Origin of the sequence: Ochrobactrum sp. BTU2, from assembly GCF_024539785.1 — a bacterium.
In the GTDB taxonomy this organism is placed as follows: domain Bacteria; phylum Pseudomonadota; class Alphaproteobacteria; order Rhizobiales; family Rhizobiaceae; genus Brucella; species Brucella anthropi.
Genome location: NZ_JAHWRG010000005.1, coordinates 468,520 through 493,232, shown reverse-complemented (window position 1 = coordinate 493,232; position 24,713 = coordinate 468,520). Strand labels below are relative to the sequence as shown.

The window sequence follows — 24,713 nt, the reverse complement described above, 5'->3', positions numbered from 1 at the left end:
TATGTCTGTGTCAGATCCTATCGGCGACATGCTGACCCGTATTCGTAACGCAGTAGGCCGCAAGAAGACCAAGGTTTCGACCCCGGCTTCCAAGTTGCGCGCTCGCGTTCTTGATGTTCTTCAGTCTGAAGGTTACATCCGCGGATACACGCAGAGTGAATTCGTGAACGGCAAAGCCGAGATCGAAATCGAACTGAAGTACTATGAAGGCGTTCCAGTCATTCGTGAACTGACCCGCGTTTCGAAGCCTGGCCGCCGTGTATACGTGTCGGTCAAGTCGATCCCGCAGGTTGCGAATGGTCTTGGCATCTCGATCCTGTCCACCCCTAAGGGTGTGATGGCTGATCATGAAGCCCGTGAACAAAACGTTGGTGGTGAGCTGCTCTGCCGCATCTTCTGATGCGGTTGACAGCGAACAGATAAAAGACAGGTATTAAAATGTCTCGTATCGGTAAAAAACCCGTGCCGGTCCCGGCAGGCGTGACCGCCAGTGTTGATGGGCAGATCGTCAAGGCCAAGGGCGCGAAGGGTGAACTCTCCTTCGTCGTGCACGATGAAGTTCTGGTCAAGATGGAAGATGGCGCTGTCAGCGTCGATCCGCGCGACCAGTCGAAGGAAGCTCGTTCGAAGTGGGGCATGTCCCGCACGATGATCTCCAACATTTTTGTTGGCGTGAAGGACGGCTTCGAAAAGAAGCTCGAAATCAGCGGCGTCGGTTACCGCGCTGCCATGCAGGGTAAGAACCTGCAGCTTTCGCTCGGCTTCAGCCACGAAGTGGTCTACGACGTGCCTGCTGGCATCACTGTTGCCGTTCCGAAGCCGACGGAAATCGTCGTCACCGGTATCGACAAGCAGCAGGTCGGTCAGGTCGCGGCTGAGATCCGCGAATATCGCGGCCCCGAGCCTTACAAGGGCAAGGGCGTCAAGTATGCTGGCGAGAAGATCGTCCGCAAAGAAGGCAAGAAGAAGTAAGGGAAGCGCGTCATGGCATCGCCAAAAGAAACTTTGCAGCGTCGCGCTGCTCGTGTACGCCGTCAGGTCAAGGCTGTTGCAAACGGCCGTCCGCGTCTCAGCGTGCACCGCTCTTCCAAGAACATCTACGTTCAGGTTATCGACGACGTTCGCGGTGTTACCATCGCCGCTGCTTCGACCCTGGATGGCGACCTGAAGGGCAAGCTCAAGACTGGCGCCGACTCCGCAGCAGCAGCTGCAGTTGGCAAGCTGGTTGCCGAGCGTGCCGTTAAAGCAGGCGTCAGCGAAGTAGTGTTCGACCGTGGTGCATTCATTTACCACGGCCGTGTGAAGGCTCTCGCCGAAGCTGCCCGCGAAGGCGGACTGAGCTTCTAATAGCATTTTGTGCTTCCGGAAAAGAAAAAGGAAATCAGGATATGGCACAGAGAGAACGTAACCGCGAAGATCGCGGCCGTGAGGAGCGCGACAGCGAATTCGTCGATAAGCTCGTTCACATCAACCGCGTCGCCAAGGTCGTCAAGGGCGGCCGTCGCTTCGGTTTTGCTGCGCTCGTCGTTGTTGGCGACCAGAAGGGCCGCGTAGGCTTCGGTCATGGCAAGGCTCGTGAAGTGCCGGAAGCTATCCGTAAGGCTACGGAAGCTGCCAAGCGCGACATGATCTTCGTACCGCTGCGTTCGGGCCGTACGCTGCACCACGATGTTGAAGGCCGTCACGGCGCCGGCAAGGTTCTGCTCCGCGCAGCTCCTGCTGGTAAGGGTATCATCGCCGGTGGTCCGATGCGTGCAGTGTTCGAAACGCTCGGCGTTCAGGACGTTGTCGCCAAGTCGCTCGGTTCGTCGAACCCTTACAACATGGTTCGTGCGACGTTCGATGCTCTGAAGCATCAGATGCATCCGAAGGACATCGCTGCACAGCGCGGCATCAAGTACTCGACCCTTCAGGCTCGCCGCCATGATGTGGTCGGTTCGGAAGAGTAGCCGATAGTTTGTGTTCGTCCGGGGCCGCTGAGGCCACCGGATACGCCATAGACAAGGGATTTGAGTGATGGCTGAGAAGAAGGGCAAGACGGTTACGGTCGAGCAGATCGGAAGCCCAATCCGTCGTCCAGCCGAGCAGCGCGCAACGCTGATCGGTCTGGGTCTTAATAAAATGCACCGCCGCAGCACGCTGGAAGATACTCCAGCAGTTCGTGGCATGATCGCCAAGCTTCCACACCTCGTCCGAGTTGTGGACGAGGCGTGATAGCGCAGGAGATAGAGATATGAAACTCAACGATCTGCGTGACAAGCCAGGTTCGGTCAAAGCACGCAAGCGTGTTGGCCGCGGTATCGGTTCGGGCACCGGCAAGACTGGTGGTCGTGGTGTCAAGGGGCAGAAGTCCCGTTCGGGCGTCGCGATCAACGGCTTCGAAGGCGGCCAGATGCCAATCTACCGCCGTCTGCCGAAGCGCGGCTTCACCAACATCTTCGCAAAGAGCTTCAACGTTGTATCGCTCGGCCGTGTTCAGGCCGCTATCGATGCAGGTAAGCTTGATGCCAAGGCAGTTGTGAACCTCGATTCGCTGAAGGCTGCTGGCGTGATTCGTCGTGCCAAAGACGGCGTTCGCATCCTTTCGGACGGCGAGCTGAAGGCAAAGGTTGCTTTCGAGGTAGCCGGTGCTTCCAAGGCTGCGGTCGAAAAGATCGAAAAGGCTGGCGGTAGCATCAAGCTTCCTGAAGCCGCTGCCGAATAAGGCTTCGATACAAAAATAAAAAGCGGCGGCCTCAGTGCCGCCGCTTGCACATTTATGCCAATGCGCATATCTGGGTAGGGTCTTTTTAGTCTCGAGGCGCGACCGCAATAGATTGCGCTGACGGGGGCGGAGGACCGGAGACTTTTCACCGGAGAAATTTAATGGCATCGGCTGCTGAACAGCTAGTTTCCAATCTCAATTTTTCAGCTTTCTCGAAAGCAGAAGAACTCAAGAAGCGCATCTGGTTCACGCTAGGTGCTTTGCTCGTATACCGGTTCGGCACCTATATTCCGCTTCCCGGCATCAATCCTGACGCGCTTGCGCAGGCTTTCCAGCAGCATAGCCAGGGTGTGCTCGGGCTTTTCAACATGTTCGCCGGTGGCGCCGTCGGTCGTATGGCCATTTTCGCGCTCGGCATCATGCCTTATATCTCTGCCTCCATCATCGTGCAGCTCATGACGTCGGTTGTTCCGTCTCTTGAAGCGCTGAAGAAGGAAGGCGAGGCAGGTCGCAAGATCATCAATCAGTATACGCGTTACGGCACGGTGCTTCTGGCGCTTGTTCAGGCCTACGCGATTTCTGTCGGCTTGCAGTCGGGCAACGGTATTGTCACCAATCCGGGCCCGTTCTTCGTCGTTTCGTCGGTGATCACCCTTGTTGGCGGCACGATGTTCCTGATGTGGCTCGGCGAGCAGATCACTGCACGCGGTATCGGCAACGGTATCTCGCTGATCATCTTCTCCGGTATCGTGGCCAACCTGCCGCACGCTATTTCCGGCACGCTGGAACTTGGCCGTACCGGCGCGCTGTCGACGGGACTCATTCTGGGCGTTATCATTCTTGCCATCGTGCTGATTGCGGTCATCGTATTCGTTGAACGTGCGCAGCGTCGCCTTCTGATCCAGTATCCGAAGCGTCAGGTCGGCAACCGCATGTTCCAGGGCGATACGTCGCATCTGCCGTTGAAGCTCAATACCGCAGGCGTCATTCCTCCGATTTTCGCGTCGTCGTTGTTGCTTCTGCCTGCGACGGTTGCCGGTTTCGCCAACACGACGGAAATGCCGGCCTGGGCTACTACCGTTCTCAATGCACTCGGTCATGGTCAGCCGCTTTACATGCTGTTCTATGCCGCATTGATGGCATTCTTCTGCTTCTTCTACACGGCCATTGTGTTCAATCCCAAGGACACTGCTGACCAGCTCAAGAAGCATTCCGGCTTTATTCCGGGCATTCGTCCGGGTGAGCGTACCGCCGAATACATAGACTATGTGCTGACACGCATCACTGTTGTCGGCGCCATCTATATCGTGCTTGTCTGTCTCCTGCCGGAATTCCTGATTTCCGCAACCGGTGTGCCGTTCTATCTTGGTGGCACCTCACTGCTGATCGTTGTGAGCGTAACGCTTGACACGGTTGCGCAAATTCAGGGACATCTGATCGCCCATCAGTATGAAGGGCTGATCAAGAAGTCCAAACTCAGAGGTGGGAAACGCAATAAATGAGACTGATACTTCTTGGGCCGCCCGGAGCAGGTAAGGGGACGCAGGCTGGACTTCTTACCAAGAAGCATGGAATTCCTCAGCTCTCGACCGGCGACATGCTGCGTGCAGCAGTCGCCCAGCAGAGCGAGATCGGGAAGCGCGCCAAGGCCGTGATGGACGCCGGGCAACTGGTTTCCGATGAGATCGTGAACCAGATCGTTTCGGAGCGCATCGATGCGCCTGACTGCGCGAACGGTTTCATCCTTGACGGTTATCCACGCACGGTTCCACAGGCTCAGGCTCTGGGAACCATGCTGGCGGGGAAGGGCCTAAAGCTCGATGCAGTCATTGAGCTGAAGGTTGACGAGAATGCTCTGGTCAAGCGGATGGAGAGCCGCGTGGCTGAAACGATTGCCAAGGGTGGTCAGGTCCGTTCGGACGACAATCCGGAAGCGTTCCGCAAGCGTCTCGTGGAATACCGCGAAAAGACTTCGCCGCTTTCGAGCTATTATGCCGGAACTGGTGAACTGCGCGTCATCAATGGCATGGCGCCGGTTGAAGAAGTTACTGCCGAAATCGAGAGAATTCTGGTTCCGGCATGAAAATTGAAGAGGCTTGAAGAAGCCTCATTCCATTGCGGGCAGGGAAAGCGTGGAGCGTTTTCTGCCCGTTTATTGCTTCCAGAAGTTGCTTGGGTTGCCTGTCAGGCCGGTTTGATGGCTTTACGGACAGTTAAGAGTTGACTTTTTCGGGCGATTCCGTCAAAGACTGCGCCACTTCAACTGGTTTTGAATGGCGGGTATCGGCGGAAATCGAAAGAGGCCGGTACCGGTCGTTTAATGCTGTCTGGTTGATCGCATCTGCCAGATGGAAATTTTTATAACTCAAGGAGAACAGACGTGGCACGTATCGCTGGCGTCAACATCCCGACGAACAAGCGCGTTGTTATTGCGCTTCAGTACATTCACGGGATCGGACCGAAATTTGCTCGGGAAATCGTAACGAAGGTCGGCATTGCTGACGATCGTCGCGTTAACCAGCTGTCGGATGCTGAAGTCCTTCAGATCCGCGAAGCAATCGATGCTGACTACCAGGTCGAAGGTGACCTGCGTCGTGAAGTTTCGATGAACATCAAGCGCCTGATGGACCTGGGCTGCTACCGCGGTCTGCGTCATCGTCGTTCGCTGCCGGTTCGCGGCCAGCGCACGCACACCAACGCACGCACCCGCAAGGGTCCAGCGAAGGCAATCGCAGGCAAGAAGAAGTAATTTCGACGGGACATTTGTTCCGTCGGGCCTTTCCGGTGCGCCGGTTGGGTTTGATGCTGGTCCTTTCTTGAGGACCGGTGTAGCCGCTGGAATTACGGCGGTGTAGAGATCGATTGAAAGGACTGTCATGGCCAAGGAAGCCACGCGCGTTCGCCGTCGCGAGCGTAAAAACATCTCGTCGGGCGTTGCCCACGTAAATTCGACGTTTAACAACACCATGATCACCATCACGGATGCTCAGGGCAATGCGATTGCCTGGTCGTCTGCCGGTGCTCAGGGGTTCAAGGGTTCGCGTAAGTCGACCCCGTTCGCCGCTCAGATCGCTGCCGAAGATTGTGCTAAGAAGGCTCAGGAACACGGTATGCGCTCCCTCGAAGTCGAGGTTTGCGGACCGGGTTCTGGCCGTGAATCCGCGCTGCGCGCCCTTCAGGCTGCCGGCTTTGTGATCACGTCGATCCGCGATGTTACGCCGATCCCGCACAACGGTTGCCGTCCGCGCAAGAAGCGCCGGGTCTAATCCTCGTTCACATGCCGTACGAGCCTCGGGCTTTTCAAGTTCGGGGCTCCTCTGCGGTTTCTACACTTGATCGCTACGATAGGATGGTAGCGACGATTGATAGAGGGATACTTACATGATCCAGAAGAACTGGCAGGAACTCATCAAGCCGAACAAGGTGGATTTCATCACCAACGGCTCCCGCACGCATGCAACCGTCGTTGCTGAACCGCTGGAACGCGGTTTCGGTCTGACGCTCGGTAATGCTCTGCGTCGCGTGCTTCTGTCGTCGCTTCGCGGCGCTGCCGTGACCGCCATTCAGATCGATGGCGTTCTGCATGAATTCTCTTCGATCCCGGGCGTCCGCGAAGACGTTACGGATATCGTTCTGAACGTCAAGGAAATCGCCATCCGCATGGAAGGCGAGGGCCCGAAGCGCATGGTCGTCCGCAAGGAAGGCCCAGGCGTCGTTACGGCTGGCGACATTCAGACTGTCGGCGATGTCGAGATCCTTAACCCGGATCACGTCATCTGCACGCTGGACGAAGGCGCTGAAATCCGCATGGAATTCACCGTCAACACCGGCAAGGGCTATGTGCCTGCCGACCGCAATCGTGCAGAAGATGCTCCAATCGGGCTTATCCCGGTTGACAGCCTCTATTCTCCGGTTCGCAAGGTGTCGTACAAGATCGAGAACACCCGTGAAGGTCAGGTTCTCGATTATGACAAGCTGACGCTGAACATCGAGACAAATGGCTCGGTCAGCGGTGAAGACGCAGTGGCGTATGCTGCTCGTATTCTCCAGGACCAGCTGGCGATCTTTGTCAACTTCGAAGAGCCTCAGAAGGAAGCTCCGCAGGAACAGGTTGCGGAACTGGCTTTCAACCCGGCTCTGCTCAAGAAGGTCGACGAGCTCGAACTGTCTGTCCGTTCGGCAAACTGCCTGAAGAACGACAACATCGTCTATATCGGCGATCTGATCCAGAAGACGGAAGCCGAGATGCTGCGGACTCCGAATTTCGGCCGCAAGTCGCTCAACGAGATCAAGGAAGTACTGGCATCGATGGGTCTCCATCTCGGTATGGAAATCCCGTCCTGGCCGCCAGAAAACATCGAAGATCTCGCAAAGCGCTACGAAGACCAATACTGAGCATTTCCTGCGGAACCGGTAACCGGTTTCGCATCCTGAGATGCCTGGAACGAAAATGTGACCGGAAATATCCCGGCTAGAACTAATTAAGGAGAAGGCCATGCGCCACGGTAATGGACAGCGTAAGCTGAACCGCACTGCCTCGCATCGCAAGGCAATGTTCGCCAACATGGCGGCTTCGCTCATCGAGCATGAACAGATTGTGACCACGCTTCCTAAAGCTAAGGAAATCCGTCCGATCGTAGAAAAGCTTGTCACTCTCGGCAAGCGCGGCGATCTGCATGCACGCCGTCAGGCTATCTCGGCTATTCGCGACGTTAAGCTCGTTGCAAAGCTGTTCGATACGTTGGCTGCTCGCTATGCAACCCGCAACGGCGGCTACATCCGCATCATGAAGGCTGGCTTCCGCGCTGGCGACAACGCGCCTCTGGCTGTTGTTGAATTCGTGGAACGCGACGTCGATGCAAAGGGCAAGGCTGACCGCGCCCGCGTCGAAGCTGAACAGGCTGCTGAAGCAGACGCAGCATAATCTGCACTGTTTCTGATTATTGAAGAAGGGCCGCCTTGAGCGGCCCTTTTTTGTTTGTTTGTTGCTGCTGTTCGGCTCTTTCGAATCGATATGTTTCAAGAAAATTGCCGTGCGGCACTTCAAGGTCACAATGTGGCCCTTTATCCTTGTCCTCAGTTGACTACATATGGACGACGAATCTCATATTTTTTCACGGAAGATATGAGTGCCCTCGGAAAGCGCGGAGTATGTGCATGAATTGGCGACGTTTAGGTGTATTGGGTCTTATGCTGACATCCATCGGGCTGGTCATGCCGCAGGCAATGGCGCAGGATGCGCCCGCGACGCCTCCCAAAGAAGTGCCGCTCAGCCGCGCTGATATGCAACTTTCCTTCGCTCCTCTCGTGAAAGAGACGACACCAGCTGTTGTGAATGTCTATGCGGCGCGACAAGTGCAGGCACGGGCACAATCGCCATTTGCAGGCGATCCGTTCTTCGAGCAGTTTTTCGGGCGGCAGTTCGGGGAAAGCAAACCACGTATCCAACAGTCGCTCGGTTCCGGCGTGATTGTCGATAGTTCAGGCATTGTCGTGACGAACAATCACGTCATCAAGGATGCCGACGAAATCAAAGTCGCCTTGTCGGACGGTCGCGAGTTCGAAAGCAAGCTGCTTCTGCGCGATGAAACCACAGACCTTGCCGTGTTGAAAATTGAAGCCAAGGACAAGTTTCCAGTGTTGGGCCTCGGCAATTCCGACGAAGTCGAAGTTGGTGATCTGGTGCTGGCCATCGGCAATCCGTTCGGCGTCGGACAGACTGTGACGAGCGGTATCGTGTCGGCGCAATCCCGAACACAGGTTGGCATTTCCGATTTTGATTTCTTTATCCAGACGGATGCGGCTATCAATCCCGGCAACTCCGGTGGCGCATTGATTGACATGCGCGGACGCCTGATAGGTATCAACACAGCGATCTATTCACGTTCTGGCGGTTCCGTGGGCATCGGCTTTGCTATTCCGTCCAATATGGTCCGCGCCGTCGTGGAAGCTGCGCAGAATGGCAGCAAAAGTTTCGAGCGCCCCTATATCGGCGCGACTTTCCAAGGGGTCACCTCCGATCTGGCCGAAGGGCTTGGAATGGAAAAGCCCTATGGTGCCCTGATCACAGCAGTTGCAAAAGGTGGTCCTGCAGAAGCCGCAGGACTGAAAATCGGCGATGTGGTTCTGTCCGTTCAGGGCGTTCGCGTCGATAATCAGGATGTGCTTGGTTATCGTCTGTCGACGGCTGGCATTGGTAACACCGTGTCGGTCGAAATCATGCGGGATGGAAAGAACCAGACCATCCCGGTGAAGCTTTCCAAAGCGCCCGAAGTCAAGGAAACTGCGCCACAGGTGATCAAGGGCGATAATCCCTTCGCCGGTGCAGCTGTCCTTGTGCTGACGCCATCCACGGCTAAAAAACTGCGTCTCAAGAGTGAAAGCCAGGGCGTGGTCGTTGTTGACGTCTATTCCGGCTCGCCGGCGGCACGGCTCGGATTGCGCCCGGGCGACATTGTTCGAAGCATCAACGGAAATCCTATCCGCTCCGTGGAGGAGATGACCGCGATTCTGGATGGGGGACGTGGTCTTGCCTGGCGGCTTGAGGTGGAACGCAACGGAACGTTGCTGCGTCAGTTCGTGCGTTAAAACTGTCGGCCAGTATATCGCCAAAAGTTGCATGCCGCTTCGGGTAGCATTATGCCTGAAGCGGCATTTAATTTATCGATCGAGCGAATGAAATGAGCGACCTTTTCTCAGCAGCGGCAGACCCGAACGCGGACCGCAACCGGCCGCTTGCTGATCGCTTGCGTCCGAAGCATTTGTCGGAAGTAACCGGTCAGGAACATCTGACCGGGCCAGAAGGTGTGCTGACGCGCATGATTGCATCCGGTTCGCTCGGTTCCATGATCTTCTGGGGACCTCCGGGAACCGGCAAGACGACCGTTGCCCGCCTGCTTGCCGGAGAAACTGATCTCGCGTTTGAACAGATTTCGGCGATCTTCTCCGGCGTTGCCGATCTCAAGAAGGTTTTCGAGACTGCTCGCGCGCGGCGTATGTCGGGACGCCAGACCCTGCTTTTCGTAGACGAAATTCATCGCTTTAATCGCGCCCAGCAGGATTCGTTTTTGCCGGTCATGGAAGACGGCACTGTTATCCTGATCGGCGCCACGACGGAAAACCCGTCTTTCGAGCTCAATGCTGCTCTTTTGTCCCGGGCGAGAGTGCTTACTTTTCATCCCCATGATGGCGAGAGTATTGCAACACTTCTGACCCGTGCCGAAGAGCAAGAAGAACGTCCATTGCCGCTGGACGAGGAAGCACGGGTAAGCCTTGTTCGCATGGCTGACGGCGATGGACGTGCTGCGCTGACGCTTGCCGAGGAAGTCTGGCGTGCGGCCCGTCCCGATGAAGTGTTTACTGCCGAAAAGCTGCAGGATGTCGTGCAACGTCGCGCCCCGGTTTATGACAAGGGGCAGGACGGGCATTACAATCTGATTTCGGCGCTGCATAAATCCGTGCGGGGATCGGACCCCGACGCAGCGCTCTACTATCTTTCTCGTATGTTCGATGCGGGCGAAGATCCGTTATATCTTGGGCGGCGGCTGGTGCGCATGGCGGTGGAAGATATCGGCTTGGCCGACCCGCAGGCACTGGTCATCTGCAACGCCGCCAAGGATGCCTATGACTATCTTGGTTCGCCGGAAGGCGAACTGGCGCTCGTACAGGCCTGTGTTTATCTTGCAACGGCTCCGAAATCGAACGCCGTCTATGTGGCCTATAAAGCCTCAATGCGTGCGGCCAAGGAGAACGGTTCCCTGCTGCCGCCGAAGCATATTCTCAACGCGCCAACCAAGCTTATGAAGAATGAGGGCTACGGCGACGGCTATGCCTATGACCACGACCAGCCAGACGCGTTTTCAGGACAGGATTATTTCCCGGAAAGCATGGGCAGGCAAAAATTCTATGATCCGCCGGAGCGGGGTTTTGAGCGAGATATCCGCAAGCGCCTCGAATACTGGGCGCGGTTGCGACAGGAGCGCCAGGGACGCCGTTGAAGTTTGGAGTGGTTCTGTTTCAGCGCAATCGCTCTAACCATTGGTTTTCACGCAGTTTCGACCGCTGAAAATGCGCTATCCCCATAGTTATCCACATTCATCCACAGTTTGGGCACAGTTCGTGCCGCCGTCATATTGGCAGCGGCTTTTACTTTGCTTCTTCACGCGAGTTTGAAGGTCCCCGGAAAGGGGTGACCTGTCGTTAGAAAGGTCTTCTTAATTTTTACGCTTTATCAATCTTTGCAAAGAGACGAGGTTTTCCATGATGCGCGTTTTGTTTCTCGTCGCGCTCGTGATCCTAGGAGGCTGCGCGACTGCCCCACGGCAGGTCAACAATGTGTGTGCGGTCTTCGATCAACGCGACGGTTGGTTCAATAACTGGCAGACGGCTGCCACGCGGGTTTCGCGCGAATTCGGCGTGCCGGTTCCGGTTCTGATGGCCACAATCTATACCGAATCCGGCTTCCAGCCCTATGCACGCCCGCCACGGACCAAGATTCTCTGGATCATACCGTGGAAGCGGGCTTCCAGCGCCTATGGCTATTCCCAGGCGCTGAACGGCACGTGGGATCGTTACAAGCGGGAAACCGGTCGCTGGACTGCATCGCGCACCAATTTCGCGGACGCTATCCATTTCATTGGCTGGTATCACTATCAAAGCTATCTGAAAAACGGCATCAATCGCGCCGATGCATATAGCCTTTATCTCGCTTACTATTCGGGTCACGGCGGTTACGCTCGTGGTGTCTGGCGCGGGAATGCCACGGCGCTCAATGGCGCAAAACGTGCCCAATCCATGGCCAATCGTTACGCCACGCAGTTGCGCAGTTGCGGAGGCTTCAGTTAAAAAGCGAAAGGCTGGATTCAAACTCGCATTTGAGACACCATCCGGCCTTAATCGCTATTATCATGCGACGGATTCGCTAATTGAGGATGACCATTTCATGCTGAAGAAGATCGGTATTGCCCTTTTCGCCGCCACATTTCTGGCAGGCTGCACCACCGACCCCTATACCGGGGAACAGAAGATGTCGAACACCGCAGGTGGTGCTGCGATTGGCGCGGCTGTGGGCGCTCTCGGCGGCCTGATGGTCGGCGGTTCCAGCCGTGCACAGCGCAATGCCGTTCTGATTGGTGCCGGTATTGGTGCACTTGGCGGCGGCGCAATCGGCAATTACATGGATCGTCAGGAAAACGAGCTCCGTGCACAGCTGCAGGGCACTGGTGTGTCTGTGACCCGTAACGGCGACCAGATCATCCTTAATATGCCGTCCAGCATCACTTTCGATACCGATCAGGATCAGGTGAAGAGCCAGTTCTACCCGACGCTTAATTCGGTCGCGATTGTATTGCGCAAATTCAACCAGACGCTTGTGGACGTTTATGGCCACACCGATTCGACCGGTAGCGTCAGCCACAATCAGGCTCTTTCGCAGCGCCGCGCCGCGTCGGTCGCGAGCTATCTCGGTTCGCAGGGTATCGATCCGCGTCGCTTCGCCGTTATCGGCTATGGCGCGAGCCAGCCCGTTGCCACCAACGCAACACCGGAAGGCCGTGCGCAGAACCGTCGCGTGGAAATCCAGATTTCTCCGCTTCGCGCCGCCAGCTGATTCCCTTCCAAGGGTTAATAGGCTTCAAACAACGCAGTTCTTCGATAGAAGGGCTGCGTTTTTCTTTGCTTTTCCGAATCGGTGGATGGGCAGTTTGGTTTGAATTAAGTTAATTCGTGGATAGTTCGATTATTTTCGTAATTGCTGATGTTAGAGAACGATTATAGAACAAAATTTCGGAACTGTTTTTAATCAATGAGTTAGCCCTATTGTCAAATGAGAACAAAACGAATACAAATAGATCATAGCAACGAGCCTGCCGGGCTTCTAGCGAGACAAGAGGATGGTGTAAGATGTCTCAGAATTCATTGCGACTTGTTGAGGAAAATTCAGTGGACAAGACTAAGGCTCTCGATGCGGCATTGTCGCAAATCGAAAGGGCGTTCGGTAAGGGCTCGATCATGCGTCTGGGGAAAAATGCCCCGGTTATCGAGATCGAAACTGTTCCGACCGGCTCGCTTTCTCTGGACATCGCGCTGGGTGTCGGCGGCTTGCCCAAAGGACGTATTGTTGAGATTTACGGACCGGAAAGCTCCGGTAAGACGACACTCGCGCTGCACACGATTGCGGAAGCACAGAAGAAGGGCGGTATCTGTGCATTCGTCGATGCGGAACATGCGCTTGATCCTGTCTATGCACGCAAGCTGGGTGTCGATCTGGAAAACTTGCTGATTTCGCAGCCAGATACGGGTGAGCAGGCACTTGAAATTACCGACACGCTTGTGCGTTCGGGCGCCATCGACGTTCTCGTCGTCGACTCCGTCGCAGCCTTGACGCCACGTGCGGAAATCGAAGGCGAAATGGGTGACTCCTTGCCTGGTCTTCAGGCTCGTCTTATGAGCCAGGCGCTGCGCAAGCTTACCGCATCGATCTCGCGTTCGAACTGTATGGTGATCTTCATCAACCAGATTCGTATGAAGATCGGTGTGATGTTCGGTTCGCCGGAAACGACGACTGGCGGTAACGCTCTCAAGTTCTATGCTTCGGTTCGTCTCGATATTCGCCGTATCGGTTCGATCAAGGAGCGCGACGAAGTTGTTGGCAACCAGACCCGCGTGAAGGTCGTCAAGAACAAGCTTGCGCCGCCCTTCAAGCAGGTCGAATTTGACATCATGTACGGTGCTGGCGTTTCCAAGACCGGTGAACTGGTCGATCTTGGCGTAAAGGCCGGTGTCGTCGAGAAGTCCGGTGCGTGGTTCTCGTATAATTCTCAGCGACTGGGACAAGGCCGTGAAAACGCCAAGCAATATCTCAAGGACAACCCGGAAGTGGCCCGCGAGATCGAAACCACGCTTCGTCAGAATGCCGGTTTGATTGCCGAACAGTTCCTCGAAGATGGCGGACCAGAAGACGATGCGGGTGACGCTGCCGAAATGTAAGATCGCCAGCATCGAATGAATTATCGAAGCCCCGTGCAATTGCATGGGGCTTTTTGTTTAGCAGTGGGTGTTTTTGCGAAGTGAATGGTGCTGGTTTTATCGCTTTCCGGCAGAAATTGCTTTTATGGCGCAGCGTACTTATCTGGACAGAAAAGCAAGGCACCGCTAAAAGCGGTCAACCGAAAACTCCACTTCACCTCCTGGCAGTGCGGGAGAGCCTCGGGCCTTCAATGACGGTTGGCGGCTATGGGAGTTTGAACAGGATAATTGATACAGCTTTCTGCAGAGCTGTATCCGTGCAGGGCAAAAAAGCCCAAGGGTGACTTATGGCTGGCGTCAACGAGATTAGGTCCACATTCCTCGATTATTACCGCAAGAACGGGCATGAGGTCGTTCCATCGAGCCCACTTGTCCCGCGTAACGATCCGACGCTGATGTTCACCAATGCGGGTATGGTTCAGTTCAAGAACGTTTTTACGGGTCTTGAACACCGTTCCTACAATCGCGCGACGACTTCCCAGAAGTGCGTGCGTGCCGGTGGCAAGCACAACGATCTGGACAATGTCGGCTATACCGCTCGTCACCATACGTTCTTTGAAATGCTCGGCAATTTCTCGTTTGGCGACTATTTCAAGGAAGATGCCATCAGTTTCGCCTGGAATCTGATCACGAAGGAATTCGGCCTTCCGAAGGACAAGTTGCTCGTCACCGTTTATCACACGGACGACGACGCTGCGAATTATTGGAAGAAGATCGCGGGTCTTTCCGATGACCGCATTATCCGCATCGCTACAAGTGATAACTTTTGGGCTATGGGCGATACCGGTCCATGCGGTCCGTGTTCAGAAATCTTCTTCGACCACGGCGACCATATCTGGGGTGGACCTCCCGGATCGGCTGACGAAGACGGTGACCGTTTCATCGAAATCTGGAACCTCGTTTTCATGCAGTTCGAGCAGATCACGCCCGAACAGCGGATCGACCTGCCGCGTCCGTCTATCGACACCGGAATGGGGTTGGAGCGCGTCGCTGCGGTTCTGCAGGGCGTGCACGACAATTACGATATCGATCTCTTCAAGGCATTGATCCGCGCTTCGGAAGAAGCAACCGGCGTGAAGGCTGAGGGCGAATTCCGCGCCAGCCACCGTGTGATTGCTGATCATCTGCGCGCTTCGAGCTTCCTGATCGCTGACGGTGTTCTGCCGTCCAACGAAGGCCGCGGCTATGTTTTGCGTCGCATCATGCGCCGTGCAATGCGTCATGCCCAGCTCTTGGGCGCCAAAGAGCCGTTGATGTGGCGCCTGCTGCCGGCCTTGATCCGCGAAATGGGACAGGCTTATCCGGAACTGATCCGCGCCGATGCCTTGATCTCCGAAACGCTCAAGCTTGAGGAAACCCGCTTCCGCAAGACGCTGGATCGCGGTCTTGGCCTCCTGTCGGATGCGACGGAAAGCCTTGTTGAAGGGGATCGCCTCGATGGCGAAACCGCTTTCAAGCTTTACGACACCTATGGCTTTCCGTTGGATCTGACGCAGGATGCACTTCGTCAGCGCGGTATTGCCGTCGATACGGATGGCTTCAGTGCCGCCATGCAGCGCCAGAAGGCCGAGGCCCGTGCGAACTGGGCTGGTTCTGGTGAAGCCGCAACCGAAACGATCTGGTTCGGCATCAAGGATAAGGTCGGTGCGACGGAATTTCTCGGATACGAGACCGAGGTTGCCGAAGGCGTTATCACTGCGCTTGTCCGCGATGGCGCGGAAGTACAGTCCGCTGCTGAAGGCGATGTTGTTTCGGTCGTAGTCAACCAGACCCCGTTCTATGGAGAATCCGGCGGCCAGCAGGGCGATACCGGCACGATCTCCGGAGAAGGTTTTGCTATCGCAATCAAGGATACGCAGAAGAAGGGCGAGGGCGTCTTCGTTCACATCGGCGAAGTCACCAAGGGGACGGCGAAGACCGGCGATGCTGTTGAGCTGAAAGTGGATTCGGTGCGCCGCACGCGCATTCGTTCCAACCATTCGGCGACGCACCTTTTGCATGAGGCGCTGCGTGAAACGCTCGGCAGTCATGTTGCGCAGAAGGGTTCGCTCGTTGCACCGGATCGTCTGCGCTTCGACTTTTCGCATCCGAAGCCGATTTCGGCTGAAGAGCTGACGCAGGTTGAAAATCTCGCCAACGAAATCATTCTGCAGAACGCTCCTGTCAGCACCCGCCTGATGGCTGTTGACGATGCCATTGCCGAGGGTGCCATGGCACTGTTCGGTGAAAAATACGGCGATGAAGTTCGCGTCGTTTCCATGGGCACCGCCAAGCATGGTTCGAAGGAAGGCAAGGCCTATTCGGTTGAGCTTTGCGGCGGTACGCATGTGCGCCAGACCGGCGATATAGGTCTCGTCCGCATCGTTTCGGAAGGTGCTGTTGCCGCTGGCGTTCGTCGTATGGAAGCGCTGACGGGTGAGGCAGCACGTCTTTACCTTGAAGAGCAGGACGAGCGCGTAAAGGCCATCGCCGGTGCACTGAAGACGACACCGTCCGAAGCGCTGGAACGTGTCAACGCACTGCTTGATGAACGCAAGAAGCTGGAACGCGAACTTGCTGATGCGCGCAAGAAGCTTGCGCTTGGCGGTGGTTCGGCAGATGGCGGCAGCGCCGTTGAAGCTGTGAATGGCGTCAACTTCCTCGGCAAGATCGTGACTGGCGTTTCCCCGCGTGATCTCAAGCCGCTTGCCGACGAAGGCAAGAAGCAGGTCGGCTCCGGTGTGGTGCTGTTCATTGGTATCGGCGAAGATAGCAAGGCCAGCGCGGTGGCTGCGGTGACGGAAGATTTGGTTGGTCGCTTTAGTGCGGTCGATCTGGTTCGCGCTGCTTCTGTGGCCCTTGGTGGCGCAGGTGGCGGCGGTCGCCCGGACATGGCGCAGGCCGGCGGGCCGGATGGCGATAAGGCCGACGCTGCGATTGCAGCAGTCAAGGCACTGATCATCTAATGCAAAAGGCCGGGTTAACCCGGCCTTTTTTATCGGTGGAATTAAGCCGCATGAATTGTGCGGCTGTCGTCAGGCGCTTCGCTTCGTTCATCCAGACCATAGTCACGCATGATGCTGGCTACACGCAAACGGTAGTTCTCAAAAACACCATTGCGTCCCTTTCCCTGTGCTGCCCGATGAGACGGCAGGTTGCGCCATTCACGCACCGCATCTTCGTCGCGCCAGAACGAGAGCGAAAGCAATTTGTCGGGATCAGCCAGGCTTTGAAAACGCTCGATCGACAGAAAACCGTCAATCCTGGAAAGATCTTCGCGCAGGCCTGCGGCAATATCGAGATACTGTTCACGTCTGTTGTCATCGGCTGGCCAGACTTCGAATATGACGGCAATCATGGCTTGATGAACTCCCCATGCGGTGCGGATTGGAGTTTGAGGAAGATGCGGTCTTCGGATCGGATGAATTGTTCTCTGCGCGCAAATTCGTAATTCTCGCGTCCCAGCGGATCGGCGGCAAGCCGTGCCCGATATGCTTCATACGCGGCAAGGTTTTCGACTGAATAGACGCCGTAGGCTGTGGTCGACGAACCTTCATGCGGCCCGAAATAGCCGATGAGATCAGCGCCGCAGCGCGGAATCGCCTGTCCCCAATTGCGCGCATATTCTGCAAAGGCATCCGCTTTGAACGGGTCGATCTGATAGCGGATGAAACAGGTTATCATGCGTGTCTCCTTCAAAAGCATGTCTTCGATGCTGACAATGTAGCAATTGAAGTTTCTCCATAGTTCGGTTAGCATCGAAGTATGAAAGATGGCCCGATCATAGCTTCCGTTGCAGCACTCCTTGGTGATCCGGCGCGTGCAAACATGCTCACGGCGCTGATGGATGGTCGTGCGCTGACTGTCAGTGAACTCGCGTCAGCCGCAGGCGTGACGCTGCAAACCGCCAGCGGACATCTTGCGAAGCTTGACGCGGCCAATCTACTGGTCGCGGAGAAGCAGGGGCGGCACCGCTATTTCCGGCTTTCAGGAACAGATGTGGCGCAGGTCCTGGAAGGTTTGATGGGGCTTGCGCAACGCACCGGCGCTGTGCGGGTGCGGACCGGCCCGAAAGATCAGGCGCTGCGCAGGGCGCGCATCTGCTATGACCATCTCGCCGGTGAGCGTGGCGTGGAAATGCTTGATGCCTCGCATCGGCTTGAGCTGATTGTTGATGACAATGAGCCGGTGCTGACAGAAAAGGGCAAGTCGTTTTTCAGTTGCCTTGGCGTTGATGTGACCACTCTGGAGCAGGGCAAGCGCCCGGTCTGTCGTCACTGCCTCGACTGGAGTGAGCGTCGCAACCATCTGGGCGGAGCGCTCGGTGCAGCGCTGTTGAACCATTTCATTTCAAATGGCTGGGCACGCCGCGAAGCGGGGCGTGTCATCGCGTTCTCGCCAAAAGGTGCACAGGCATTCTCACGCACGTTTGAGCTGGCTGGCCAGATTACGTGACCTGAACAGCCAGCATTATGTTGTTAATGCTGAGTGGCTGCTGCTGCTGCCTCGTCCAGTTCCGTGGCGCGCTTCATGGCGGGGCGATCTTTTAGTCGGTCCCAATAGGCGACGAACGCTCCTCTGGCCGGCAACGTGCCGAAGCGCAGGCCCCAGCCGATGTGCGAGCCGACATAAACGTCAGCCGCCGTGAAGCGGTCGCCGGTGATGTATGGATGGTGCGAAACCGCTTTCTCCAATGTGTTGACCACTGTATCGTAATTGCCGTAGCCGACCATTCCCTGCTTGTCTGCGGGGATTTCAAAGCCGAGCGCATGGTTGGACAAGGCGGCTTCCACAGGACCAGATGTAAAGAACAGCCAGCGGAAGAAATCCGCGCGCTCATTGGGGTGAGGCGCCAGACCAGCTTCGGGAAATGTTGTTGCCAGATAGGCGCAGATTGCAGCCACTTCCGTCACCACCGCATCGCCGTGGCGCAGGGCAGGAACTTTGCCCATCGGATTGATTGTGCAGTAGTCAGGCCCCTTCATCGGTGGCCCGAAATCCAGAATTTCCACATCATAGGGTTTGCCGATCTCCTCCAGCATCCAGCGCGCGATGCGTCCGCGCGACATCGGGTTGGTATAGAGCTTCAACTCAGCCATTTCATCCTCCCTGTAAGCGGTGGCAGGATGCGCTTTTTCCCTTGAAAAGGAAATGAAAAAACCCGGCAGCGGGGCTGCCGGGTTTTCCATATCGACGATAAGCGTCGAATATTTTATCAGGCGGCCATGGCCTTCTGAAGGTTCTCGTCGATCTTGTCGAGGAAACCGGTGGTCGAGAGCCAAGGCTGATCCGGACCGATGAGCAGAGCCAGATCCTTGGTCATGTAGCCGCTTTCGACGGTGTCGACGCAGACCTTTTCCAGCGTGTCGGCAAAACGCTTAAGCTCGGCATTGTTGTCGAGCTTGGCGCGGTGAGCGAGACCGCGGGTCCATGCGAAGATCGAAGCGATCGAATTGGTCGAGGTTTCCTCGCCCTTCTGATGCTGGCGGTAGTGACGGGTAACGGTGCCGTGTGCAGCTTCTGCTTCAACGGTCTTGCCATCCGGCGTCATCAGAACCGAGGTCATCAGGCCGAGCGAGCCAAAACCCTGAGCCACGATATCCGACTGCACGTCGCCGTCGTAGTTCTTACAAGCCCAAACATAGCCGCCGGACCACTTGAGCGCCGAAGCGACCATGTCGTCGATGAGGCGATGTTCGTACCAGATCTTTGCAGCCTTGAACTTGTCAGCGAACTCGGTCTGGTAAACTTCTTCGAAGATGTCCTTGAAGCGACCGTCATAAGCCTTGAGAATGGTGTTCTTGGTCGAGAGATAGACCGGGTAGTTGCGCTGCAAGCCGTAGTTCAACGAAGCACGGGCAAATTCGCGGATCGATTCGTCGAGGTTGTACATGGCCATTGCCACACCAGCCGCCGGAGCCTGATAGACTTCGTGTTCGATGGTCTCGCCATCTTCACCGACGAACTTGATCGACAGCGTGCCCTTGCCCGGGAATTTGAAATCGGTCGCGCGGTACTGATCGCCGAAAGCATGACGGCCAACGATGATCGGCTGGGTCCAGCCCGGCACGAGGCGCGGAACGTTCTTGCAGATGATCGGCTCGCGGAAGATCACGCCGCCGAGAATGTTGCGGATCGTGCCGTTTGGCGACTTCCACATCTTCTTGAGCTTGAATTCTTCAACGCGGGCTTCGTCCGGGGTGATGGTTGCGCATTTTACGCCAACGCCGTGTTCCTTGATGGCATTAGCCGCATCAATGGTAACCTGGTCATTGGTGGCATCGCGGTGCTCGACTGACAGATCGTAATATTTCAGATCAATGTCGAGGTAGGGATGGATCAATTTGTCCTTGATGAACTGCCAGATGATGCGGGTCATTTCATCGCCGTCGAGTTCAACGACCGGGTTCGCAACCTTGATTTTTGCCATGGATGAAGCCTCTTTTTCAATGCGTCGCGCCCGTATAGCACTCACGACGAATAAGGCAAAGCGTAAGAGGCTTATTCTTTGGCCTATAGAGCGTTTAGGCGGTCAAAATTTCGGGAGAGACTTGCGAAAAGCGTGAAATGGCTTTTGACTGCACCGATTATGCGGCGCGGTGTGCAGCGCGATTGTCATCACGAGATTTCTCCCAGGAAGATTGCCGCTGGCGATAGTTTTCCTGTTCCCTGACCAGAATGGTATCTGCATCCAGTGTAGAGATGGCGGTCGACTTGTCTGTGGGAACAAGGCCGTTCAGCTGCAACGAAAGATAGCGTCCACAGCAGACCCGCAGGAACGACGCGAAATTGTCGAGGTCGTGCCCTTCATTCCGGGATTCATCGTAAAGTTTGCCGATAAGACGGCTGACCGTGAGATCATCGCGTGCTGCAATATCTTCGAGAGCCCACCAGAAGAAATTCTCAAGCCGGACGCTTGTCACGACACCGTCGATGCGCAGCGAACGTGTTACGCTCAGCCAGAGCTCAGGATCGGCACCGATGAACAGCCTGCACATGATTTCCTCCGGATCATTCTCCCAAACTTACTGTCGCGCAGTTTCGCCCTGCCTGCAACCTTGTTGGGAAACAGGCAGGGCGTTGCGATCAGCTATGGGTGATCCTGGTGCCGAGCACAGTAAGGAACTGTGATAGCCATGCTGGATGAGCAGGCCATGCGGGCGACGTGACGAGATTTCCATCTGTAACCGCCTGATCGACCGGAATATCGGCATATTTGCCACCGGCGAGTTCAACTTCCGGACGACAGGCCGGGTAGGCGGAACAGGTGCGACCTTCCAGAACACGGGCTGCAGCCAGCAATTGCGCGCCGTGGCAGACTGCAGCGACTGGCTTGTTCGCTTCAAAGAAATGCTTCACCACGGCGATAACCTTATCATCGAGACGCAGATATTCCGGTGCCCGGCCACCGGGAATGACCAGAGCGTCATAGCTTTCCGGCTTTATCTCGGCGAAGGTCGCGTTCAGCGTGAAGTTATGGCCGGGCTTTTCTGTATAGGTCTGGTGGCCTTCGAAGTCGTGAATGGCTGTCGCGATATGATCGCCAGCCTTCTTGCCGGGGCAGACCGCATGAACCGTATGACCAACAGTCAAAAGCGTCTGGAACGGGACCATGGTTTCATAGTCCTCACCAAAGTCGCCGCAAAGCATGAGTATCTTCTTACCGGACATGGTTTCCTCCCTTTGATCCTGTATCTGGTGGGACAGTCTGGCATGAATGGGCAGCAAATAGGTGTTATCGGGCTACTACACAGGCTTTTCCGTAAAACACGTAAGGGGAATCTTTGCGATTCTGCGTCAATTATGTAAGGGAAGCGCCACGATACGATAGTTAATGCGGAAGAGATCATGGCAGGAACAGATAAACAGCGCCCCTTTATAGCGGAAGGACCGGCAATCGTGCTGGTGGAGCCGCAATTGCCGGAAAATATCGGCATGGTGGCGCGCGCCATGGCGAATTTTGGTCTGGCTGAACTGCGTCTGGTCAATCCGCGTGAGGAATTTCCGAGCGAAAAGGCGAGGGCGGCAGCCAGCAAGGCCGATCATGTGATCGACAATGCGGTCGTCTATGACGATTTGCCTTCGGCTATCGCCGATCTCAATTTCGTCTATGCGACAACGGCACGCGAACGCGATGGCTTCAAGCAGGTTCGCAGCGCCGTGGAAGCGGGGGGCGAGCTGCGCCGTCGTTTCCGGACTGGTGAGAAGACCGGCATCCTGTTTGGCCGTGAGCGGTTTGGCCTCAGTAATGAGGAAGTTGGCCTTGCGGATGAGCTGGTGACTTTTCCGGTCAATCCGGCTTTCGCATCGCTGAATATCGCCCAGGCCGTTTTGCTGATGTCCTATGAATGGATGAAGTCGGGTCTTGAGACGGAAACGGAAACCGTATTCCGTGGACCGGAGCTTGAATTGGCACCGAAGAACGAATTGCAGGGCCTTTTCAATCATCTCGAAGAAGCCCTTGATGTCCGGGGATATTTCCGTCCGGAAGCCCGCAAGGAAATCATGGTCAACAATCTGCGTGCTGTGCTGACGCGCGCCGGCTTCGCATCCGCAGAACTCAAATTGCTGCGCGGTGTTATCACGTCTCTTGACGTGTTCACACCGAAGAAGCCGCGTGGCTCGGGTGCCCCGGAAGGACGTGCGCGCAAGCCTGCGAGCGAAGCTCGGGCAATGAAGGGCAAGGACGAATGAAAAACGCACCCGCAGTGAGCTTTTCCGCCATGCCTTCCGCCGACGCCGAAAGACCCATTCTGGTTTTTGACAGCGGTATCGGAGGGCTGACGGTTTTGCGCGAAGCGCGGGTGCTTATGCCGGATCGTCGCTTCGTCTACGTTGCCGACGATGCCGGGTTTCCCTATGGCGGATGGGAAGAGGATGCGTTGAGGGAGCGGATTGTCGAACTGTTCGGCAAGCTCATCGCCGCCTATGATCCCGAAATCGCGGTCATTGCCTGCAATACGGCCTCCACGCTGGTGCTGGATGACTTACGGCAAGCCTATCCTTCGGTGCCGTTTGTCGGCACGGTGCCGGCAATCAAGCCCGCTGCAGAAAGAACATCGTCGGGGCTTGTTTCCGTGCTGGCGACCCCCGGTACCGTCAGGCGTGCTTATACGCGCGATCTCATTCAATCTTTCGCCACCCAGTGCCATGTTCGTCTCGTTGGTGCCGATCAGCTTGCGACAGTAGCGGAAGCCCATATTCGCGGCGAAAGGATCGACGAGGCGCTGGTCGTGGAACAGATCGCTCCCTGCTTCATTGAGCAGGATGGTAACCGGACCGACATTGTCGTGCTGGCCTGCACGCACTATCCGTTCCTTGCCAATGTGTTTCGCCGTTTGGCGCCATGGCCGGTTGACTGGCTCGATCCTGCGGAAGCGATCGCCCGGCGTACCGTCTCGCTGCTGAAACCACGCCGCGCCGATGAAGAGCTGCATCATCACAACGATCTGGCGGTCGTGACATCCCGCAATCCGGACTATGCCATCCGCAGGCTCATGCAGGGTTTCGGTCTGCATTTTGCTTGAGCCGTTGTTCTCAAGGTCTTGAATTTTCCGGCTATGTAGCAATCATGGTATTGATCGTTTCATAGGGGAGGATGCAATGACCGGAACCATACCACAGATCACCCTGCCTTCGGGCCAGACGGTTCCAGCGCTCGGGCAGGGCACCTGGTATATGGGTGAGGACAGCACACAACGCCGCTATGAAATCGAAGCACTGAGAAGCGGTATCGATCTCGGGATGACGCTGATCGATACCGCGGAAATGTACGCTGACGGTGAGGCGGAAGATGTTGTCGGCGAAGCCATCACGGGCCGTCGTGACGACGTGTTTATCGTCAGCAAGGTATTGCCGTTCAATGCGTCACGGAAGGGAACAATCGAGGCCTGCGAGAGAAGCCTGGAGCGCCTTCGCACTGATCGTATAGATCTGTATCTGCTGCACTGGCGTGGGCGATATCCGCTTGAAGAGACTATTGCTGCATTTGAAGAACTGCAGCATGCCGGAAAAATCGGCGGCTGGGGTGTCAGCAATTTCGATACGGATGATATGAAAGAGCTGGTCGGTATAACGGGCGGCAAGGCCGTTGCAACGAACCAGATACTTTACAATCTGACGCGACGCGGCCCGGAATTCGACCTGATGCCGTGGTGTACCGAGCGGAAAATTCCGTTGATGGCTTATTCGCCTATTGAGCAGGGTCGATTGCTGGGCAGTTCCGTACTGGCGGAAATTGCTGGTGAGACAGGCGGAACGCCAGCCTCAGTTGCGCTTGCCTGGACGATACGAGACGGCAATGTCATAGCAATTCCAAAATCCTCCAACCTGCATCATGTGCGAGACAACAGAAAAGCCGCAGAGTTGCGGCTTTCCGAAGATCAATTGAAACGTCTGGACCGGGCTTTCGCACCGCCGTCCCGCAAGACGGCGTTGGAAATGCTCTAACCCGCTTCCTTCTGGCGAGTGTCCTTCTTTGCCTGAGCGACACTTGCGGCCTTACGGAGCCGCCCCCGCTCTGCCGGACGGACAAGGCTGTCATATTTTTCGTTCGGGATGTTGCGCATGCCGCTAAGTGCGTGACGCGTGTTGAAATCCTTGCCCTTCTTTTCGTTTGCTTCCTTGGTCGCAAGCGCTTTTCGGGCATTTGTGATTAATTCGGCGCTGGCCGACATGCGGCGGCGACGTTCAACTTCGGTGTTGATACGACGGACGGCCATGGCCAGTACCGAAACTTTCAGATGAGAACCTTCATCTGCCTTGGACGGAGTAGAGCCGCGGGCAGCTCCCTTTCCGCGCATTTCACGTCTGCGCTGGTGGGCCTGATCTTTCGCCTTCTTGCGGCGTTCGCGGATCAGTTTCGCCAGATGGGAAAGCTCCTCGTCGGGAACGTTCTGCAAAAATGGATGGTGCGACTTTTCCACCAGCTCTTTTTCGTCGGCATTGAGAGCACGAGCTTCCTGCTTCTTGGTGACGGCCATGGGACATCCTTTCTGCTAATGAT

At 56.1% G+C, this 24,713-nt stretch carries 29 protein-coding genes; 22 read left to right on the top strand and 7 right to left on the bottom strand.

The features are described from left to right. Window position 1: 1 nt before the first annotated feature. The 18 genes from rpsH (at window position 2) to alaS (ending at window position 16,674) form a co-directional block, all read left to right on the top strand. Entirely contained in the window at window positions 2-400 is a 399-nt protein-coding gene (gene rpsH, locus KWJ32_RS18190; protein ID WP_007875325.1) for a 30S ribosomal protein S8, read from the top strand. A gap of 38 nt (window positions 401-438) precedes the next feature. Beyond that, window positions 439-972 (top strand): 50S ribosomal protein L6, encoded by a 534-nt coding sequence (gene rplF / locus KWJ32_RS18185; protein WP_010659923.1) that lies wholly within the window; start codon window positions 439-441, stop codon window positions 970-972. A gap of 12 nt (window positions 973-984) precedes the next feature. Continuing rightward, window positions 985-1,347, top strand: coding sequence for a 50S ribosomal protein L18 (rplR, locus tag KWJ32_RS18180; protein WP_010659924.1), 363 nt, complete (start codon window positions 985-987; stop codon window positions 1,345-1,347). A gap of 41 nt (window positions 1,348-1,388) precedes the next feature. After that, complete coding sequence (gene rpsE / locus KWJ32_RS18175; RefSeq protein WP_006467009.1) at window positions 1,389-1,949, top strand: 30S ribosomal protein S5; 561 nt, start codon at window positions 1,389-1,391, stop codon at window positions 1,947-1,949. A gap of 67 nt (window positions 1,950-2,016) precedes the next feature. After that, window positions 2,017-2,214: a 50S ribosomal protein L30 gene (rpmD, locus tag KWJ32_RS18170; protein WP_002967737.1), complete on the top strand. Its 198-nt coding sequence runs from the start codon at window positions 2,017-2,019 to the stop codon at window positions 2,212-2,214. 19 nt (window positions 2,215-2,233) lie between these two features. After that, on the top strand, window positions 2,234-2,704 hold the full coding sequence (rplO, locus tag KWJ32_RS18165) for a 50S ribosomal protein L15 (protein WP_012091912.1): 471 nt from the start codon (window positions 2,234-2,236) through the stop codon (window positions 2,702-2,704). A 161-nt stretch (window positions 2,705-2,865) separates the two neighbouring features. Next, window positions 2,866-4,206, top strand: a complete 1,341-nt coding sequence (gene secY / locus KWJ32_RS18160) for a preprotein translocase subunit SecY (RefSeq protein WP_010659926.1) — start codon at window positions 2,866-2,868, stop codon at window positions 4,204-4,206. Then, window positions 4,203-4,787 carry an adenylate kinase gene (locus KWJ32_RS18155; protein ID WP_010659927.1) on the top strand — a complete coding sequence of 195 codons (585 nt, stop codon included), beginning with the start codon at window positions 4,203-4,205 and terminating at the stop codon, window positions 4,785-4,787. Before secY ends, KWJ32_RS18155 begins: the two co-directional genes overlap by 4 nt. A 297-nt stretch (window positions 4,788-5,084) precedes the next feature. Further along, on the top strand, window positions 5,085-5,453 hold the full coding sequence (gene rpsM / locus KWJ32_RS18150; protein WP_006467002.1) for a 30S ribosomal protein S13: 369 nt from the start codon (window positions 5,085-5,087) through the stop codon (window positions 5,451-5,453). Between the two features lie 127 nt (window positions 5,454-5,580). Further along, complete coding sequence (gene rpsK / locus KWJ32_RS18145; protein WP_002964339.1) at window positions 5,581-5,970, top strand: 30S ribosomal protein S11; 390 nt, start codon at window positions 5,581-5,583, stop codon at window positions 5,968-5,970. A 115-nt stretch (window positions 5,971-6,085) separates the two neighbouring features. After that, on the top strand, window positions 6,086-7,099 hold the full coding sequence (locus KWJ32_RS18140; RefSeq protein ID WP_006467001.1) for a DNA-directed RNA polymerase subunit alpha: 1,014 nt from the start codon (window positions 6,086-6,088) through the stop codon (window positions 7,097-7,099). A gap of 100 nt (window positions 7,100-7,199) precedes the next feature. Then, the gene (rplQ, locus tag KWJ32_RS18135; protein WP_010659928.1) at window positions 7,200-7,628 is read left to right on the top strand and encodes a 50S ribosomal protein L17; all 429 of its coding nucleotides are present in this window, start codon (window positions 7,200-7,202) and stop codon (window positions 7,626-7,628) included. 233 nt (window positions 7,629-7,861) lie between these two features. After that, on the top strand, window positions 7,862-9,292 hold the full coding sequence (locus KWJ32_RS18130) for a DegQ family serine endoprotease (RefSeq protein ID WP_012091913.1): 1,431 nt from the start codon (window positions 7,862-7,864) through the stop codon (window positions 9,290-9,292). Window positions 9,293-9,384: 92 nt separating this feature from the next. Then, window positions 9,385-10,701 (top strand): replication-associated recombination protein A, encoded by a 1,317-nt coding sequence (locus KWJ32_RS18125; protein ID WP_151609959.1) that lies wholly within the window; start codon window positions 9,385-9,387, stop codon window positions 10,699-10,701. Between the two features lie 262 nt (window positions 10,702-10,963). Beyond that, a complete protein-coding gene (locus KWJ32_RS18120) occupies window positions 10,964-11,548 on the top strand; it encodes a transglycosylase SLT domain-containing protein (protein ID WP_010659931.1) in 585 nt (194 codons plus the stop codon). A gap of 97 nt (window positions 11,549-11,645) precedes the next feature. Further along, entirely contained in the window at window positions 11,646-12,311 is a 666-nt protein-coding gene (locus tag KWJ32_RS18115) for an OmpA family protein (protein WP_010659932.1), read from the top strand. A 293-nt stretch (window positions 12,312-12,604) separates the two neighbouring features. Next, a complete protein-coding gene (gene recA, locus KWJ32_RS18110; protein ID WP_012091915.1) occupies window positions 12,605-13,690 on the top strand; it encodes a recombinase RecA in 1,086 nt (361 codons plus the stop codon). Window positions 13,691-14,016: 326 nt separating this feature from the next. Next, complete coding sequence (alaS, locus tag KWJ32_RS18105) at window positions 14,017-16,674, top strand: alanine--tRNA ligase (RefSeq protein ID WP_012091916.1); 2,658 nt, start codon at window positions 14,017-14,019, stop codon at window positions 16,672-16,674. Window positions 16,675-16,715: 41 nt separating this feature from the next. Here alaS and KWJ32_RS18100 read toward each other — a convergent pair whose 3' ends face one another. Further along, window positions 16,716-17,066, bottom strand: a complete 351-nt coding sequence (locus tag KWJ32_RS18100) for an antibiotic biosynthesis monooxygenase (protein WP_012091917.1) — start codon at window positions 17,064-17,066, stop codon at window positions 16,716-16,718. Beyond that, the gene (locus KWJ32_RS18095) at window positions 17,063-17,392 is read right to left on the bottom strand and encodes an NIPSNAP family protein (RefSeq protein WP_010659936.1); all 330 of its coding nucleotides are present in this window, start codon (window positions 17,390-17,392) and stop codon (window positions 17,063-17,065) included. Before KWJ32_RS18095 ends, KWJ32_RS18100 begins: the two co-directional genes overlap by 4 nt. Window positions 17,393-17,473: 81 nt before the next feature. Here KWJ32_RS18095 and KWJ32_RS18090 point away from each other — a divergent pair, with 81 nt between their 5' ends. Further along, on the top strand, window positions 17,474-18,163 hold the full coding sequence (locus KWJ32_RS18090) for a winged helix-turn-helix domain-containing protein (RefSeq protein WP_012091918.1): 690 nt from the start codon (window positions 17,474-17,476) through the stop codon (window positions 18,161-18,163). A 23-nt stretch (window positions 18,164-18,186) separates the two neighbouring features. On the opposite strand, the gene KWJ32_RS18085 is transcribed toward KWJ32_RS18090, so the two are convergent. From KWJ32_RS18085 to KWJ32_RS18070, 4 genes are all read right to left on the bottom strand, one after another. Then, complete coding sequence (locus KWJ32_RS18085) at window positions 18,187-18,807, bottom strand: glutathione S-transferase N-terminal domain-containing protein (RefSeq protein WP_012091919.1); 621 nt, start codon at window positions 18,805-18,807, stop codon at window positions 18,187-18,189. A 116-nt stretch (window positions 18,808-18,923) separates the two neighbouring features. Continuing rightward, entirely contained in the window at window positions 18,924-20,138 is a 1,215-nt protein-coding gene (locus KWJ32_RS18080) for an NADP-dependent isocitrate dehydrogenase (protein WP_012091920.1), read from the bottom strand. Between the two features lie 157 nt (window positions 20,139-20,295). Beyond that, window positions 20,296-20,706: a ribbon-helix-helix domain-containing protein gene (locus KWJ32_RS18075; RefSeq protein WP_012091921.1), complete on the bottom strand. Its 411-nt coding sequence runs from the start codon at window positions 20,704-20,706 to the stop codon at window positions 20,296-20,298. Window positions 20,707-20,794: 88 nt separating this feature from the next. Beyond that, on the bottom strand, window positions 20,795-21,379 hold the full coding sequence (locus KWJ32_RS18070) for a DJ-1/PfpI family protein (protein ID WP_012091922.1): 585 nt from the start codon (window positions 21,377-21,379) through the stop codon (window positions 20,795-20,797). Between the two features lie 177 nt (window positions 21,380-21,556). Between KWJ32_RS18070 and KWJ32_RS18065 the strand changes: the two genes are divergently transcribed. From KWJ32_RS18065 to KWJ32_RS18055, 3 genes are all read left to right on the top strand, one after another. After that, window positions 21,557-22,402, top strand: coding sequence for an RNA methyltransferase (locus KWJ32_RS18065; RefSeq protein ID WP_012091923.1), 846 nt, complete (start codon window positions 21,557-21,559; stop codon window positions 22,400-22,402). Beyond that, complete coding sequence (murI, locus tag KWJ32_RS18060; protein WP_012091924.1) at window positions 22,399-23,235, top strand: glutamate racemase; 837 nt, start codon at window positions 22,399-22,401, stop codon at window positions 23,233-23,235. The genes KWJ32_RS18065 and murI overlap by 4 nt, the downstream gene beginning before the upstream one ends. Window positions 23,236-23,311: 76 nt before the next feature. Next, complete coding sequence (locus KWJ32_RS18055) at window positions 23,312-24,157, top strand: aldo/keto reductase (protein ID WP_151609957.1); 846 nt, start codon at window positions 23,312-23,314, stop codon at window positions 24,155-24,157. Here KWJ32_RS18055 and KWJ32_RS18050 read toward each other — a convergent pair. Then, window positions 24,154-24,690 (bottom strand): hypothetical protein, encoded by a 537-nt coding sequence (locus tag KWJ32_RS18050; RefSeq protein ID WP_012091926.1) that lies wholly within the window; start codon window positions 24,688-24,690, stop codon window positions 24,154-24,156. The two genes, KWJ32_RS18055 and KWJ32_RS18050, sit on opposite strands and share 4 nt — an antisense overlap. Window positions 24,691-24,713 lie beyond the last annotated feature (23 nt).

What these genes read in the sequence shown, in the direction of transcription:
- rpsH (WP_007875325.1), top strand. Translation starts at nt 2, where the DNA reads ATGTCTGTGTCAGATCCTATCGGCGACATGCTGACCCGTATTCGTAAC.
- rplF (WP_010659923.1), top strand. Translation starts at nt 439, where the DNA reads ATGTCTCGTATCGGTAAAAAACCCGTGCCGGTCCCGGCAGGCGTGACC.
- rplR (WP_010659924.1), top strand. Translation starts at nt 985, where the DNA reads ATGGCATCGCCAAAAGAAACTTTGCAGCGTCGCGCTGCTCGTGTACGC.
- rpsE (WP_006467009.1), top strand. Translation starts at nt 1,389, where the DNA reads ATGGCACAGAGAGAACGTAACCGCGAAGATCGCGGCCGTGAGGAGCGC.
- rpmD (WP_002967737.1), top strand. Translation starts at nt 2,017, where the DNA reads ATGGCTGAGAAGAAGGGCAAGACGGTTACGGTCGAGCAGATCGGAAGC.
- rplO (WP_012091912.1), top strand. Translation starts at nt 2,234, where the DNA reads ATGAAACTCAACGATCTGCGTGACAAGCCAGGTTCGGTCAAAGCACGC.
- secY (WP_010659926.1), top strand. Translation starts at nt 2,866, where the DNA reads ATGGCATCGGCTGCTGAACAGCTAGTTTCCAATCTCAATTTTTCAGCT.
- KWJ32_RS18155 (WP_010659927.1), top strand. Translation starts at nt 4,203, where the DNA reads ATGAGACTGATACTTCTTGGGCCGCCCGGAGCAGGTAAGGGGACGCAG.
- rpsK (WP_002964339.1), top strand. Translation starts at nt 5,581, where the DNA reads ATGGCCAAGGAAGCCACGCGCGTTCGCCGTCGCGAGCGTAAAAACATC.
- KWJ32_RS18140 (WP_006467001.1), top strand. Translation starts at nt 6,086, where the DNA reads ATGATCCAGAAGAACTGGCAGGAACTCATCAAGCCGAACAAGGTGGAT.
- rplQ (WP_010659928.1), top strand. Translation starts at nt 7,200, where the DNA reads ATGCGCCACGGTAATGGACAGCGTAAGCTGAACCGCACTGCCTCGCAT.
- KWJ32_RS18130 (WP_012091913.1), top strand. Translation starts at nt 7,862, where the DNA reads ATGAATTGGCGACGTTTAGGTGTATTGGGTCTTATGCTGACATCCATC.
- KWJ32_RS18125 (WP_151609959.1), top strand. Translation starts at nt 9,385, where the DNA reads ATGAGCGACCTTTTCTCAGCAGCGGCAGACCCGAACGCGGACCGCAAC.
- KWJ32_RS18120 (WP_010659931.1), top strand. Translation starts at nt 10,964, where the DNA reads ATGATGCGCGTTTTGTTTCTCGTCGCGCTCGTGATCCTAGGAGGCTGC.
- KWJ32_RS18115 (WP_010659932.1), top strand. Translation starts at nt 11,646, where the DNA reads ATGCTGAAGAAGATCGGTATTGCCCTTTTCGCCGCCACATTTCTGGCA.
- recA (WP_012091915.1), top strand. Translation starts at nt 12,605, where the DNA reads ATGTCTCAGAATTCATTGCGACTTGTTGAGGAAAATTCAGTGGACAAG.
- alaS (WP_012091916.1), top strand. Translation starts at nt 14,017, where the DNA reads ATGGCTGGCGTCAACGAGATTAGGTCCACATTCCTCGATTATTACCGC.
- KWJ32_RS18100 (WP_012091917.1), bottom strand. Translation starts at nt 17,066, where the DNA reads ATGATTGCCGTCATATTCGAAGTCTGGCCAGCCGATGACAACAGACGT.
- KWJ32_RS18095 (WP_010659936.1), bottom strand. Translation starts at nt 17,392, where the DNA reads ATGATAACCTGTTTCATCCGCTATCAGATCGACCCGTTCAAAGCGGAT.
- KWJ32_RS18090 (WP_012091918.1), top strand. Translation starts at nt 17,474, where the DNA reads ATGAAAGATGGCCCGATCATAGCTTCCGTTGCAGCACTCCTTGGTGAT.
- KWJ32_RS18085 (WP_012091919.1), bottom strand. Translation starts at nt 18,807, where the DNA reads ATGGCTGAGTTGAAGCTCTATACCAACCCGATGTCGCGCGGACGCATC.
- KWJ32_RS18080 (WP_012091920.1), bottom strand. Translation starts at nt 20,138, where the DNA reads ATGGCAAAAATCAAGGTTGCGAACCCGGTCGTTGAACTCGACGGCGAT.
- KWJ32_RS18075 (WP_012091921.1), bottom strand. Translation starts at nt 20,706, where the DNA reads ATGTGCAGGCTGTTCATCGGTGCCGATCCTGAGCTCTGGCTGAGCGTA.
- KWJ32_RS18070 (WP_012091922.1), bottom strand. Translation starts at nt 21,379, where the DNA reads ATGTCCGGTAAGAAGATACTCATGCTTTGCGGCGACTTTGGTGAGGAC.
- KWJ32_RS18065 (WP_012091923.1), top strand. Translation starts at nt 21,557, where the DNA reads ATGGCAGGAACAGATAAACAGCGCCCCTTTATAGCGGAAGGACCGGCA.
- murI (WP_012091924.1), top strand. Translation starts at nt 22,399, where the DNA reads ATGAAAAACGCACCCGCAGTGAGCTTTTCCGCCATGCCTTCCGCCGAC.
- KWJ32_RS18055 (WP_151609957.1), top strand. Translation starts at nt 23,312, where the DNA reads ATGACCGGAACCATACCACAGATCACCCTGCCTTCGGGCCAGACGGTT.
- KWJ32_RS18050 (WP_012091926.1), bottom strand. Translation starts at nt 24,690, where the DNA reads ATGGCCGTCACCAAGAAGCAGGAAGCTCGTGCTCTCAATGCCGACGAA.